Source organism: Mucilaginibacter roseus, assembly GCF_021215455.1.
Classification (GTDB): domain Bacteria; phylum Bacteroidota; class Bacteroidia; order Sphingobacteriales; family Sphingobacteriaceae; genus Mucilaginibacter; species Mucilaginibacter roseus.
In genome coordinates this window covers 703380-716625 of the sequence record NZ_JAJPWV010000003.1, presented here as the reverse complement: position 1 = coordinate 716625, position 13246 = coordinate 703380, and the positions used below count along the sequence as shown (strand labels likewise).

Genomic DNA, 13246 nt, shown 5'->3' with positions numbered 1-13246 from the left:
TAAAATTAGCAAATTACAATTCAATCATCTTATTTTTTATGGCGTATAAAACCAGGCCCACCCGGCTTTTAATTTGCAGTTTTTCAAAAAGCTGATCGCGGTAGCCATCAACTGTACGTACGCTAACACACATCTGGTCGGCAATTTCTTTATAAGTGAGCTCGGTACCTGCAAGCCTCAGAAATTCAAGCTCGCGGGTGTTGAGCTTTACATTAGCTGCCTCTTCGTTAAAATTATTGATGAGGTGCCGGGTAACAAATTCCGGGTAATATACCTCACCATCTGCAACCCGCTTTAAAGCGGTTTCAAATTCAGCAGGTTCAGCATCTTTAAGCAGATAACCTTTAACGCCCAGTTTTACCATTGCGAGTACTTTCTCCGCGTCTTCAAACATGGATAATACAATAACGCAAACATCCGGGTAATTGGCGCGCAGCCATTTAGCGGTTTCAATGCCATCCATTACGGGCATGTTTATATCCAGCAGAACAATCTCGGGTTTGTTTTTGGGCGAAATTTTTCGGGTAAACTCTTCGCCGTTACCAGCTTCAAACAGTATACTGAAGCCCGGTAGATTGTTTATCATAGAAACTATTCCGCTTCTAAAAAGTCTGTGGTCATCAACCAGCGCGATCCGGATAGGTTCGGTTAACATATTTTTGTTCTGCTAAGGGGTCAAGCGTTATTTGTATGGAGCAACCGTTGCCGGGTTTACTTTCGAGTTTAGCATGGCCGCCAATAATAGCCGCCCTGTTCCCGATGTTTTTCAAGCCTGATCCGCTGCTGTCATTCAGCTTCTCAGACAACAAAAAACCCTCTCCATCGTCTTCAATGTCCAAAATAAACAGATTTGGAGTATAATTCAAACCAATACTCAAATTTTGTGCCCGCGAGTATTTTAGTGAATTATTGATTGCTTCCTGAAATATACGGAATAACACCAGTTCGCGCTCCGCGCCTAAAGTATAGGGTTCACCCTGAATGTTTAAAGCGGTATGGATAAGACCGCTTTTATCAATACGTTCAAGCTCTGCTGCTACAGAATCTTTTAAACCAATTGCCTTGATCCGCTCAAAACTGAGGCTTTTTGATAGGTCACGTAGGTCGCTTATCGCCTGGGCAATGAGCTCGCGGTTATCATCAATTTTTTTATGCCGCTGTTCGTCGTCAAGTGTTTTTAGGGATGATAAGGAAAGCTTTACAAATGATAATACCTGGCCAATGTTATCATGTATTTCACGGCTGATGTGGTTTAGCGTTTGCTCCTGCACCTCTACCTGAGCTTTTAGCATTTCCTCATTAAACTGCAGGCGCATTAACGAGCGTTCGGTAACATAAGCATTATGCTTGCGTTGGTAGAAAAACATAAAGCCGACGATGAAGATACCCATTAGCAAAAGCAAGATGGTACCGACTATGATGAGTATGAGATTTTCTTGCGACTGAAACATAAGAATGACACTGCCAGGCAAGAATACAAAATAAAATTGGCCATATTAGATATCACCATCCATAATTCAAAGTAATAATAACTTCTTCGGGATACCATATAAGAAAAAGCGCAAAAGAAACAAAACTCCAGCAGGCAAAAGAAAAGTAAACCCGTGTTCACCCAAAAATCCGGGATATGGATAAGTGATATATATTCGTCTGTTTGCTGCTGCATAAGGTTATAAAAATACATACACACAAGCGTTATTAACGTAATATATTGTATGATAATACCAACCGTAGCTAAATTCCAGAAACCTTGGATAAAAGCAATATCAATAATTGTAAAGCCAATTACGGCAAAATTTACCACCCTAATCTTGCGTTTTAAGTTAGGTGGCAATAATTTGGCAATAAAGAAGCTGTAGAAAATAAACTCAATCAAAATTGTATAGTTACTTATCCACGCGTTGTTGCGATGGATATGGAACAGATTTTTGAGCGAACCTAACTCATACAAACATATAAAAAGCAAGTAAGGAAAAAATGCCGCATAACGCGTATGCGACATTTTTTTGTACTGAAACGAAACTACTGTTAATGCCAGTAACTCAAAAAAAAGATATAAATATTGAAACATTGTTAAATATTAACAATTAGGCGGACAAACGTTACCGTGATTCAAGCCATAGCCCGGCCCGCCTTCTTTGTCATCATCAGACTCCTCATCTTCATTAGCATCTCCATCGCCTTTAAGCTGGTCAACATTTCTACCATCTTCTAACTTGGTTGCTACCAACACTACCGTAAGGCGATCATCGTAAGGTGTTGGCGATTGATCTGCATTATGCACGCCAAAATAAACGCGCAATCCATCAGCATCATTATCATTAAACAATGCCTCTACCGCCTTGCGCGGAAACCATACCGATTTAGAATCAAAGTCAGGGTCGTAATCGCTGGCTACGCCGCTATCATCGCCTTTGCGTATACGCTTTACCGTTTCCTGGTAAGTTTTCATCAAGTTTTCCAGCTGTTCGCGAGATACATCTGGCTTTTGGAAATTCGCACTCATAAATATCAATAAATAAAATTAAAAATGGGGTTTTATGGGGTCTAAAGCTACAAAGCATGCGAAAAACACCTACACCGTTTTTTAACGGTATTTATTAAGGTATAACTGCTCATAAAATACCGTTAAGTGGGTATTTACAATTTATGTATACACATAGATATTTGTAACAGCAGAGATATGATATGCGACAGCATGCCGGTTCGTATCATAAAAAATAGGGGTATTTTTTCTGCTTATACAAAATCATCCTCCGTGCATAAGTGCGGGGGATTTTTTGTTAAATCCAATAGAAATAACGGCCATACAAACAACTGCTTATGCAGAACGTTGTCTATATACATCTAAATTAAAAACGTTATGGATAAGTTGGAAATAAAAGGCGGCTGGAATGAGCTGAAAGGAAAAATTAAACAAGCCTACGGCGATCTGACCGATGACGATTTAAAGCACGAAGAGGGCAAAGACGATGAAACCCTTGGCCGTTTGCAGCAAAAACTCGGCAAAAGCCGTGAAGATCTGGTAAAATGGATCAATAGCTTATAAGAATACCAGCCCCCGTTTATCGGGGGCTTTTTATTAAGAGTTGATTATAAAGCTGCTATTTTGGCATCGTCGCAATGAATTATTGGCACATAAGCCTTCGAGCCTATCAGTAAAATTCTCAAAAAGCAATCACAACTTAACATTGCGCTTTGCGGAATGCTTTTTGAATATGCTTCAATATAAAAATTTTAAGAGATGATAAGTTTAGCTTTCGTAATCGGATTTATTACTTATAATTCCGCTATATTTTTGATGCTTGCCATCGCCGTTATCAGCTTTATTGTTCAATGGCGATTTAAAAGTAAGTTTAAGCAGTACTCAGAGATCGGCCTGCTTTCGGGCTTATCCGGAGCTGAGATAGCCGAGCGCATGTTGCGCGATCATGGTATAAGCGATGTCCGCGTAATCTCGGTAGAAGGGCAGTTAACCGACCACTACAACCCTGCTGACAAAACCGTTAACCTTAGCCCTGATGTTTACCATAGCCGCAGCGTTGCCGCTGCAGCCGTTGCCGCGCATGAGTGCGGCCACGCGGTACAACACGCCAAGGCATATAGCTGGTTAACTTTCCGTTCCGCAATGGTGCCTGTAATTAACGTTGCTTCAACGCTTACACAATGGACGTTAACCATCGGTATATTGTTGCTGTTTTTTGCGCACACGCCATGGGTATTGGCCATTGGAGTAGCGGCCTTGGCTTTAGTTACCCTGTTCAGCTTTATAACCTTGCCTGTTGAGTTTGATGCCAGCAACCGTGCGTTGGCTTGGCTAAATAATAATTACAACGTAATGCAAACCCAGGAAGAGCATGCACAGGCTAAAGATGCTTTATGGTGGGCTGCCATGACCTACGTGGTGGCTGCCTTAAGCGCTTTGGCAACGTTATTATATTATGCGCAATTTCTGTTTGGCAGAAGAGACTAATTGAAAATGCAGTTAAAAACGAAAGAGGCTCGCATTTGCGAGCCTCTTTCATTTTATTTTATCTTAGTGTATATTATTTTGAGCTGAACCCGGTAAGGCGAATTTTTACCTAATAAAATTGTACGGCCTGTTGGGTAAGCCGTAGCGGCAATGCTCGGGGCCGTGCTTGTAGAGCTAAGTGACTCGTTAGCGGCGGCAATGTAAGTACCATAATCTTTTACCTTGCCGGTAACCAGATTTTGTATGTATGATGTTAAAAGGAACCTGTATTCGTTTTTAACCGGGATGCCAAAGTTACCACCGAAAAGCAGGCTGAAGTTTGCCGATCCGTTAATCATATCCTCGATATAGGCGCGCTGTTTAGCTATGTCAGATTTATACATAGTTAGCTTAGGCAGCGGGGCGTAAGGTGTAAGTGTACCATTTTTAGGTACAATAACCAGCTCAGCTCGATTGATCACTGCGTCCTTAGGCAATGTCTCGGCAATCTTATCAAACGCAATTTTAACCCGCAATCCACCCATGCCCTTTACATAAGCGGTTTGATTATTTGACGTATTGGAAAGAGCAGATTTTACATTATCGCTATAGTTATGATTAATTTCATTGATATAGCGGCTAATAGGCAAGCCAACAATAGATGTATCTTTGGTTGAGCCACTGGTAACAGTCGTGTAAACCGCAATAGAATCGCCAGTAGTTAAAGCAATGATGCCTCCTGTACCTGTACTGCCGGCTCTGTCAATGTTCACATAAAGGCCACGGGCGAGGTTTTGAAAAGCAAGATTTGACTGTGCAGCTTGTGACGAATTAAGCCAGCTGTATACTAAATCAGTATTTAATTTAATACGTATCTGCGGAACTACACGGATAGCAGTATCGGGACCGCCGTCCACGATTGATGTAACCTTGATTGTATCATGAGGGCGCGCTGAAAAGGTCTTTGAACCTAATACGGTGCTTGAGTGCTGCCACTTTTTACTATTGTAGTACGTAACGTTTAAAGGTTTATCATTTAGCTGATAAACATTAACCTTGTAAGTTGAAGCAAGCGAATCGCCATAAAAACCGGTCGGCGAATACTTAAGCATCAATACGGCCGAATCCACAACTACAGTTCCGGTTGGTTTAGTATAAGCGGTGCCGCCTGGAAGGTTAACATCCGTAATTAACGATGATTCTGTTGTGCCCAATTCGGCGTCATTAAAATAGCCCAGCGTTGAACGGCCTAAATCTGACACAACAACAGAATCTTCTGATACAGTATTCAGCGTTATATTAGTGTCGATCACAAGTGTGCCGCTTAGTTGATTATTCTCATCAACATCTAAACCCACACCGTCGGGGTTTTTGCAGCTGTTTAAAATAAAAAGACTTATCAACAAGGTTAATAAGTCTAATCTGAAAAATCTCATATGTTAAAATATCTTATCCAACTTTATACAACCTGTGCCATTTCTTCGGTGGCAATTTCGTCGTAAAAATTGTAATAATTTTCCACATCCGAAGTGGAATTGTAATCTAAAACAGGTTTATTGCTGTTTTTAACATTATTTAACACTTCTTCCTCTATGTTTTCCGAAGCGAGAATAACACCATCTGAATAGTGAACAGCACCTGCGTAAAGTGCCGAACTGTCAGCCGGTTTGTACACTTCAGTATGAGCCTCGGTCATTCCGTTCATTACTGCTTTTTGTGCAAAATCAGCATTTAACTGACCATCAAACTCCTTGTCATATATGGAGTAAACCAGCTTTGAGTTTTTAAACGTAGGATCGTCTTTATAAGTGGTTTTCAAGTAAGCCGGTACCAGCGCGCTCATCCAGCCGTGGCAATGTATCATGTCCGGCGCCCAGCCAAGTTTCTTAACTGTTTCAAGCGCACCTTTACAGAAAAAGATCATACGCTCATCGTTGTCAGCATAAAACTTGCCATCCTTGTCGGTAAACACATGCTTTCTCTGAAAATACTCTTCGTTATCGAGGAAGTATACCTGCATACGTGCTGAAGGTATTGAAGCCACTTTAATAATCAGCGGGTTATCATTATCATTAATAATGATGTTCATTCCCGATAAACGGATCACTTCATGTAGTCGGTTCCTGCGCTCATTGATATTGCCGAAACGCGGCATCAGGATACGGATCTCGTAACCTTTGTCCTGCATCGCTTGCGGCAAATTACGTACTATTTCAGAAATTTTTGTGAGTTCAAGGAAAGGTGACATTTCATGAGCTATAAACAAAAGCTTAGATTTACCCATCTCTATTATTTGTATTTAGTAAGTATAAGACGTCAAAAAAATTTTTGAGAGTACAAATATACGGATATAATATGAACTATCAATGAATTGCGCAACATAAGTTTGGATATTTTTAATTAATTACCCATTTTCGCCGGATTTTTTAAGCACTTTAACGCATTGAAAAATTTCACCACCAAACAGCGGCTCAACCAGCATTTGCTTGATGCAAGGGCTTCGGGCGCTACCATTGGCTTTGTACCTACAATGGGCGCGCTTCACCAGGGCCACTTATCGTTAATTGCACGCGCCAGGCAGGATTGCGATATTGTAGTGTGCAGTATTTTCGTAAACCCAACTCAGTTTAATGATCCTAAGGATCTGGAGAAATACCCTCGCCCTATTGAAGCCGATATAGTAAAACTTGAACAAGCAGGCTGCGATGTGCTTTTCAATCCGGACGTTACAGAGATGTATGCCGGCAATGAGCAATGGCATTTGGACATTGGCGAGCTGGAACATTTGCTCGAAGGCCAATCGCGCCCGGGTCATTACCAGGGCGTAACCCAGGTAGTTTACAAACTATTTAGCATTGTTGAACCGGATAGCGCTTATTTTGGGCAGAAGGACTTTCAGCAGGTACTGGTGATTAACCGCATGGTTGACCTAATGAAGATGCCGGTAAAAATTGTGATGTGCCCTATTGAGCGTGAAGGTAACGGGCTGGCCATGAGCTCGCGTAATGTGCACCTCTCCGCTACCGACCGTGAGCACGCGCTTGTGCTTTCTCAAGCACTAAAACAGGTGAAAGATAACTTTAACCGCGAGGATATAGCCACACTTAAGCAACAAGCCGAAAATTCCATCAATAACGAGCCTGACGTACAGCTTGATTATTTAGAAATTGCTGACGCGAAGACTTTGCATCCGGCCAATCAAAACACCGCGAACGTTGTTGCGTTAGTAGCAGCAAGGGTAGGCACAACCCGCTTGATTGATAACATGATAATACGTTAACGTTGCATCAACCCATTGTAAATAATTAGTGTAAGGCTAACTATTAAACTTTTACTATAATTCAATTTACTAACTTTGCGCCATGATTATTGAGGTGTTAAAATCCAAGATTCACCGGGTAAAGGTCACCCAGGCCGAACTGAACTACGTGGGCAGTATTACCATTGATGAGGATTTGATGGATGCGGCAAATATTATTGCCAACGAAAAGGTGCAAATTGTGAACAACAACAACGGTGCGCGTTTTGAAACCTACGTTATTCGTGGTGAGCGCGGTACCGGTACCGTGTGCCTTAACGGCGCTACAGCACGCCTGGCCCAGGTAGGTGATATTGTAATTATCATGAGCTACGCCTACATGGAGCGTGATGAAGCTAAAGCTTACGAGCCTGTACTGGTTTTTCCGGATACGGATAACAAACTGATCAAGTAACCAACAAACAACCTTACCTCATTAAATGCACAATAAAATTGCTTTCAGCATAGCAGGATTGCTTTTGTTAGGTAAAGTAACTTTTGCGCAAAACGTTTGGTTTCTTAAAAATGATCGCAGGTTAGTAAATAATAAAGACAGTGCCGATTACATCAGGATTATAAACGCGCCTGACTCCGGCGATGTTTTGTATAACATTACAGAACTATACACCGACAATAAAAAAAAGCTGATTGGTAAATCATTAAGTGAAAAGGGTTTTGTTCCGCAAGGAAAAATACTGACGTATTATTCTAACGGAAAAATTCAAAATATAATTGAATTTTCGAACGGCAAAATATCAGGAGACTTTTATGAATATTTTCCGAACGGCATACTATACACTCACCGGTATTTTACTAAGCCGACAGAATACGCTGACCGAAACAACTTAAAGTTTATAAACAATTATAGCCTTTTATTATGTAATGATGTTGATGGTACAGCATTGGCAAATGATGGTTTTGGTTTATATAAAGTTTATACAGAACGATTTGACGGTTTATTAGAAGCCGGGCTTGTGAAAAATGGTAAGCGCCAGGGCGATTGGAATGGTGTAGATACCGCATTGAATGTAAGTTATACTGAAAAATATGAAGATGGGCTTTTTATCTCAGGTACCTCATTTGATAACCTGGGCGTAAAGCATACCTACGCAACTCAGGATTTGGTACAGCCAGAATTTACCGGCGGGTACGAGGCTTTCATTAAATATCTTCAGCAAAATTTATTATCTACCGCAAAGTCAAAAAAGAACAAAACTAACGGGCGGGTATTTGTAGAATTTACAGTTGACCTTAGCGGCAGGATTGACTCCGTAAGAACTTTGCGATCTCCGAATGAATACCTGTCTGCCGCGGCAGAGCGGGTAATTTTTGATGCCAAGGGTTGGAAACCTGCATCAGAGCGGGGAGTGTATCGAAAAGTTACGCTTACCGTACCGATAGATTTTGGGCCTGAAAAACTTAAGCTTGTAGGCCGGCCAATTGTAAAACAGGCCAAAGCACCTAACGACTGGTTTGAGCAATATTAACCGGGGTTTTAGATTTGTACAAGGCTTAGTTTTTTAGCGGTACTTAAAATTAAATAATAAGTTAAAGCCAATCAAATAACAGCTTTTTACTTTCTAATACAGTACCATTATTTTTTAAATTTTTGTCGCTCATTTAATTCAATAAGTTCTATCTTTGCACCCCGACGCTGAAGTCGGTTTTATCCTCGCTTTCAGCGCATAGGAAACAGTCCGGAAATCCAGTCTAAGTGGATGAAGGCTATAACTTTAACTTTTTGAATTAAAAAAGCCCTATGCCCAAAAACTCTTCCATTAAATCGGTATTGATTATTGGTTCAGGTCCTATCATTATAGGCCAGGCCTGCGAGTTTGATTATTCAGGCTCACAAGCTTCACTTTCTTTAAAAGAAGAAGGTATTAAGGTAACCATCATTAACAGCAACCCCGCCACCATCATGACGGATAAGGTTATTGCTGATAATGTGTACCTGCTGCCGCTAACCTGCGAAAGCATTGAGCAGATTTTGCAGGAACAGCAAATTGATGCCGTACTGCCTACCATGGGTGGCCAAACTGCGCTTAACCTTTGCATAAATGCCGACGAACAAGGCATTTGGCAAAAGTATGGCGTTAAAATTATCGGTGTGGACATTGCCGCCATCGAGAAAACCGAAAACCGCGAGGCCTTCCGCCAGTTAATGGTTGATATTGGCGTCGGCGTTGCTACCTCAAAAATTGCCAACTCGTTTTTAGAGGGCAAAGAGGCCGCGCAACAAATCGGTTTCCCGCTGGTAATACGGCCAAGCTATACCCTGGGTGGTAAAGGTGCAGGCTTTGTACACAAAAAAGAGGAATTTGACGCGGCCCTGAGCCGTGGCCTGCAGGCATCACCAACCCACGAGGTATTGGTTGAGCAAGCGGTTTTAGGCTGGAAAGAATATGAGCTGGAGCTGCTGCGCGACAGCCGCGACAACGTGATCATTATCTGCTCTATCGAGAACTTTGACCCGATGGGCATCCACACCGGCGACTCGATAACCGTGGCTCCTGCCATGACGCTGAGTGACCGCTGTTACCAGGAGATGCGTAACCAGGCCATTAAAATGATGCGCGCCATAGGTAACTTCGCAGGTGGCTGTAACGTACAGTTCTCGGTTAACCCGGCTAATGAGGAAATCATCGCCATCGAAATTAACCCGCGTGTATCACGTTCATCAGCCCTGGCATCAAAAGCAACCGGTTATCCAATTGCCAAGATTGCCGCCAAGCTGGCTATCGGCTATAACCTGGATGAAATAGAAAACCAGATCACGAAAACTACATCAGCTTACTTTGAGCCAACGCTGGATTACGTGATCGTGAAGATACCTCGCTGGAACTTTGATAAATTCAAGGGCGCTAACCGCGAGCTTGGCCTGCAAATGAAATCAGTAGGTGAGGTTATGGGCATTGGCCGTACCTTTATCGAAGCCTTGCAGAAAGCTTGCCAAAGCCTGGAGATCGGCCGTGCCGGCTTAGGTGCCGATGGCCGTCAGAGCCGCAACCTCGACGAGATTATGCACAGCCTTGAGCACCCAAGCTGGGACAGACTGTTCCATATATATGATGCCTTGAGCCTCGGCGTGCCGATCGAATCGGTACGTAAAGCTACCAAAATTGACCGCTGGTTCCTGAACCAGATACAAGAGGTAGTGAGCATGGAAAACGAGCTGCGCCGTTACTCGCTGAATAACATCCCTGAAGATTTCTTCTACACGCTGAAACAAAAAGGTTTCTCTGATGCGCAAATAGCTTATGTGCTCACCAATACAACCGAAGAGGATGTATACCAACGCCGTAAGCAATTAGGTATACGCCGCGTATACAAAATGGTTGATACCTGCGCTGCTGAGTTCCCTGCCAAAACACCTTACTACTACTCAACCTACGAGGGTGAGAATGAATCAATAGTTAGCGACAGGAAAAAGATCATTGTATTAGGCTCGGGCCCTAACCGCATTGGCCAGGGTATTGAGTTTGATTATAGCTGCGTGCATGGCCTGCTTGCAGCAAAAGAAGCCGGTTTTGAGGCGATCATGGTTAACTGTAACCCTGAGACGGTATCAACCGACTTCAACATGGCCGATAAGCTGTACTTTGAGCCGGTATTCTGGGAGCACGTGCGCGAGATCATCGACCTGGAACAACCTTACGGTGTAATTGTACAGTTAGGTGGCCAAACAGCCCTTAAAATGGCTGAAAAGCTGCATGAGCACGGCATCCGCATCATTGGGACATCATTTGATAATATGGACATTGCCGAGGATCGTGGCCGTTTCTCTGACATGTTGAAGGATCTTGACATCCCTTATCCTAAATACGGTGTTGCCGAAAGTGCTGAAGAAGCGCTTGAGGTTGCCCACCATGTTGGTTATCCTGTGCTGGTACGCCCAAGCTACGTATTAGGTGGCCAGGGTATGAGTATCGTGATAAACGATGAAGACCTGGAAAAAGCTGTAGTAAGCTTGTTGAAAAACCTTCCTGGTAACCGCGTACTAATTGACCACTTCCTTGACCGTGCTTTTGAGGCCGAGTCAGACTCAATCAGCGATGGTGAGGATGTACACATTGTTGGTTTGATGGAGCACATTGAACCAGCCGGTATCCACTCAGGCGACTCATACGCGGTATTGCCTCCGTTTGATCTATCAGACAATGTGATCAAGCAAATGGAAGACTATACCGAGAAATTAGCCAAGGCGCTTAACGTGCGCGGCTTGCTGAACATACAGTTTGCCATTAAGGACGAAAAGGTGTATGTGATCGAGGCTAATCCGCGTGCGTCACGTACGGTGCCTTTCATAGCCAAAGCATATGACGTACCTTACATCAACATCGCCGCTAAGATAATGATGGGTGTAAACAAGCTTAAAGACTTTACCATCGTTCGCAAGCCAAAAGGCTACGCCATTAAAGAGCCGGTATTCTCTTACGATAAATTCCCTGAAGTGGCTAAAGAGCTTGGCCCTGAAATGAAGTCGACAGGTGAGGCGATACGCTTTATTCCTGACCTGCAGGACCCATACTTCAGGCATTTGTATAAAGAGAAATCAATGTATTTAAGTAAATAACGGTTTCTCCCGATTTTAGGACTTGTTCTTTAATTAATGGACCATAAGTTAATACAACTAAAAAACGTCGATCGCGAGGATCTGAAACACGTTTTAGTAAAAATAGAAAGATCATTCGGAGTACGTGTCACCCCGGATGATCTTCAACAAATTTATACCGTTGACGATTTGTGTAACGCTGTTCACAGCAAATTAAAGCTCGAACAAAGTGACGTTTGTACCACACAGCATGCTTTTTACATGCTGCGCAACGCCATTACCACCTCAACAACAATTGACCGGTGCTCAATAAACACGAACACCTGTCTGAAAGACGTTTTTCCGGAAGAGGAAAGATTGCAGTTAGTTGCAGACATGGAGCATGAGATGGGATTGCGCTTAAACGTTCTGCAGCCCAAGCAGAGTGTTATCGCTGTGCTAACAGCATTGTTTTTACTGTCGTTAACCGCCATGTATTTTAACTGGCAAATAGGATTGGTTGGTTTAACCGTCTTTGCAGCCGGATCATTCATGGCTAAAAAACGAGGTAAGCAATTGGCGGTTAAAACAGTTGGGCAACTGGCCGAGAAAATAGCCCGCGAACATTACCTGAAATGCCGCCGGGATGCCGCCACCATTAACCGTAAAGAGGTTAATCAAAAAATACGCGAACTGTTTCAGCACGATCTGGATCTCGACGCTTCTGTGTTAAAATCAGGCGCCTCATTTAACTGATAATTTTTTTAAACGGACAAAGCCCTTAAATTAATTTTTAAGGGCTTTGCTCGTTTTGCGTACTTAAACTTAGCTAAAGTTAATTGCAATACTTCTTTCTCTTAATATCTTATTCCCTATATTTAGCCTTTATTAAAATAAGTTACACTCTAAACTTTATCATTTTATGAAAAGAACTCTACTAACATTAGTATTAGTATTCGGCGCCTTTATTTGCAGCTTTGCGCAGGCTGACAAAATTGTAAAACATTCCGGAGAAACAGTTGAAGCAAACGTAATTCGCGTGGGCGAATTCACCGTCATCTATAAGTATGTTAATGAAGATGCGGAGCAGGTAGTGAGCAAATACGCTATTGAAAAAATAATTTATGGCAAAAGCGGCCGTACCGAAAAGCTTACCGACAAAATTGTTGTGGCAGGTAAAAACGATTGGGAAAAGGTAATTGTACTAGAAGATAAGAGCGAAATTGCCGGACTTAGCAAGGGCGGAGATATTAAAGGCAAAACAGCCTTTATTAACTTTCACACAGGTAGCTCAAGTGAAAAATCAGCCGAGAAAAAACTAAAGCAGGCGGCTGCTGAGTTAGGTTGTCCGTTTGTGCTGATCACCTTTGAAAAAGCAACCAATATGGCTAACGGTGGCCTTGGCGGTAATCAGGACATTAAAAAAGGTATAGCTTATAAATATTTATAAATTAAGCTTTCC

At 42.4% G+C, this 13246-nt stretch carries 13 protein-coding genes; 8 read left to right on the top strand and 5 right to left on the bottom strand.

Annotation, left to right across the window (positions count from 1 at the left end; translation table 11 throughout):
- Positions 1–13 precede the first annotated feature (13 nt).
- The 3 genes from LT679_RS12415 to LT679_RS12405 form a co-directional block, all read right to left on the bottom strand.
- Positions 14–586: a response regulator gene (locus tag LT679_RS12415; RefSeq protein ID WP_232177912.1), complete on the bottom strand. Its 573-nt coding sequence runs from the start codon at positions 584–586 to the stop codon at positions 14–16.
- 34 nt (positions 587–620) lie between these two features.
- Entirely contained in the window at positions 621–1451 is an 831-nt protein-coding gene (locus LT679_RS12410) for a sensor histidine kinase (RefSeq protein ID WP_232177911.1), read from the bottom strand.
- A gap of 629 nt (positions 1452–2080) precedes the next feature.
- Positions 2081–2506 (bottom strand): hypothetical protein, encoded by a 426-nt coding sequence (locus tag LT679_RS12405; protein WP_232177910.1) that lies wholly within the window; start codon positions 2504–2506, stop codon positions 2081–2083.
- A 357-nt stretch (positions 2507–2863) separates the two neighbouring features.
- Between LT679_RS12405 and LT679_RS12400 the strand changes: the two genes are divergently transcribed.
- Both LT679_RS12400 and LT679_RS12395 read left to right on the top strand, forming a co-directional pair.
- The gene (locus LT679_RS12400; RefSeq protein WP_228952965.1) at positions 2864–3049 is read left to right on the top strand and encodes a CsbD family protein; all 186 of its coding nucleotides are present in this window, start codon (positions 2864–2866) and stop codon (positions 3047–3049) included.
- A 195-nt stretch (positions 3050–3244) separates the two neighbouring features.
- Positions 3245–3973 (top strand): zinc metallopeptidase, encoded by a 729-nt coding sequence (locus tag LT679_RS12395; protein WP_232177909.1) that lies wholly within the window; start codon positions 3245–3247, stop codon positions 3971–3973.
- Positions 3974–4026: 53 nt separating this feature from the next.
- Here the strand turns inward: LT679_RS12395 and LT679_RS12390 are convergent, their stop codons facing one another.
- On the bottom strand, positions 4027–5388 hold the full coding sequence (locus tag LT679_RS12390) for a DUF4270 family protein (protein ID WP_232177908.1): 1362 nt from the start codon (positions 5386–5388) through the stop codon (positions 4027–4029).
- Between the two features lie 23 nt (positions 5389–5411).
- Complete coding sequence (locus LT679_RS12385) at positions 5412–6236, bottom strand: glycogen/starch synthase (protein ID WP_232177907.1); 825 nt, start codon at positions 6234–6236, stop codon at positions 5412–5414.
- A 159-nt stretch (positions 6237–6395) separates the two neighbouring features.
- Between LT679_RS12385 and panC the strand changes: the two genes are divergently transcribed.
- From panC to LT679_RS12355, 6 genes are all read left to right on the top strand, one after another.
- On the top strand, positions 6396–7232 hold the full coding sequence (gene panC, locus LT679_RS12380) for a pantoate--beta-alanine ligase (RefSeq protein ID WP_232177906.1): 837 nt from the start codon (positions 6396–6398) through the stop codon (positions 7230–7232).
- 82 nt (positions 7233–7314) lie between these two features.
- A complete protein-coding gene (panD, locus tag LT679_RS12375) occupies positions 7315–7665 on the top strand; it encodes an aspartate 1-decarboxylase (protein ID WP_232177905.1) in 351 nt (116 codons plus the stop codon).
- A gap of 25 nt (positions 7666–7690) precedes the next feature.
- The gene (locus tag LT679_RS12370) at positions 7691–8737 is read left to right on the top strand and encodes an energy transducer TonB family protein (protein WP_232177904.1); all 1047 of its coding nucleotides are present in this window, start codon (positions 7691–7693) and stop codon (positions 8735–8737) included.
- A gap of 272 nt (positions 8738–9009) precedes the next feature.
- A complete protein-coding gene (gene carB, locus LT679_RS12365) occupies positions 9010–11826 on the top strand; it encodes a carbamoyl-phosphate synthase large subunit (RefSeq protein ID WP_232177903.1) in 2817 nt (938 codons plus the stop codon).
- Positions 11827–11862: 36 nt separating this feature from the next.
- Positions 11863–12540, top strand: coding sequence for an acyl carrier protein (locus tag LT679_RS12360; RefSeq protein ID WP_232177902.1), 678 nt, complete (start codon positions 11863–11865; stop codon positions 12538–12540).
- A 166-nt stretch (positions 12541–12706) separates the two neighbouring features.
- The gene (locus tag LT679_RS12355; RefSeq protein WP_232177901.1) at positions 12707–13234 is read left to right on the top strand and encodes a hypothetical protein; all 528 of its coding nucleotides are present in this window, start codon (positions 12707–12709) and stop codon (positions 13232–13234) included.
- Positions 13235–13246: the final 12 nt, after the last annotated feature.

What these genes read in the sequence shown, in the direction of transcription:
- LT679_RS12405 (WP_232177910.1), bottom strand. Translation starts at nt 2,506, where the DNA reads ATGAGTGCGAATTTCCAAAAGCCAGATGTATCTCGCGAACAGCTGGAA.
- LT679_RS12395 (WP_232177909.1), top strand. Translation starts at nt 3,245, where the DNA reads ATGATAAGTTTAGCTTTCGTAATCGGATTTATTACTTATAATTCCGCT.
- panD (WP_232177905.1), top strand. Translation starts at nt 7,315, where the DNA reads ATGATTATTGAGGTGTTAAAATCCAAGATTCACCGGGTAAAGGTCACC.
- LT679_RS12360 (WP_232177902.1), top strand. Translation starts at nt 11,863, where the DNA reads ATGGACCATAAGTTAATACAACTAAAAAACGTCGATCGCGAGGATCTG.
- LT679_RS12355 (WP_232177901.1), top strand. Translation starts at nt 12,707, where the DNA reads ATGAAAAGAACTCTACTAACATTAGTATTAGTATTCGGCGCCTTTATT.
- LT679_RS12415 (WP_232177912.1), bottom strand. Translation starts at nt 586, where the DNA reads ATGATAAACAATCTACCGGGCTTCAGTATACTGTTTGAAGCTGGTAAC.
- LT679_RS12400 (WP_228952965.1), top strand. Translation starts at nt 2,864, where the DNA reads ATGGATAAGTTGGAAATAAAAGGCGGCTGGAATGAGCTGAAAGGAAAA.
- LT679_RS12370 (WP_232177904.1), top strand. Translation starts at nt 7,691, where the DNA reads ATGCACAATAAAATTGCTTTCAGCATAGCAGGATTGCTTTTGTTAGGT.
- carB (WP_232177903.1), top strand. Translation starts at nt 9,010, where the DNA reads ATGCCCAAAAACTCTTCCATTAAATCGGTATTGATTATTGGTTCAGGT.
- LT679_RS12390 (WP_232177908.1), bottom strand. Translation starts at nt 5,388, where the DNA reads ATGAGATTTTTCAGATTAGACTTATTAACCTTGTTGATAAGTCTTTTT.
- LT679_RS12410 (WP_232177911.1), bottom strand. Translation starts at nt 1,451, where the DNA reads ATGTTTCAGTCGCAAGAAAATCTCATACTCATCATAGTCGGTACCATC.
- LT679_RS12385 (WP_232177907.1), bottom strand. Translation starts at nt 6,236, where the DNA reads ATGGGTAAATCTAAGCTTTTGTTTATAGCTCATGAAATGTCACCTTTC.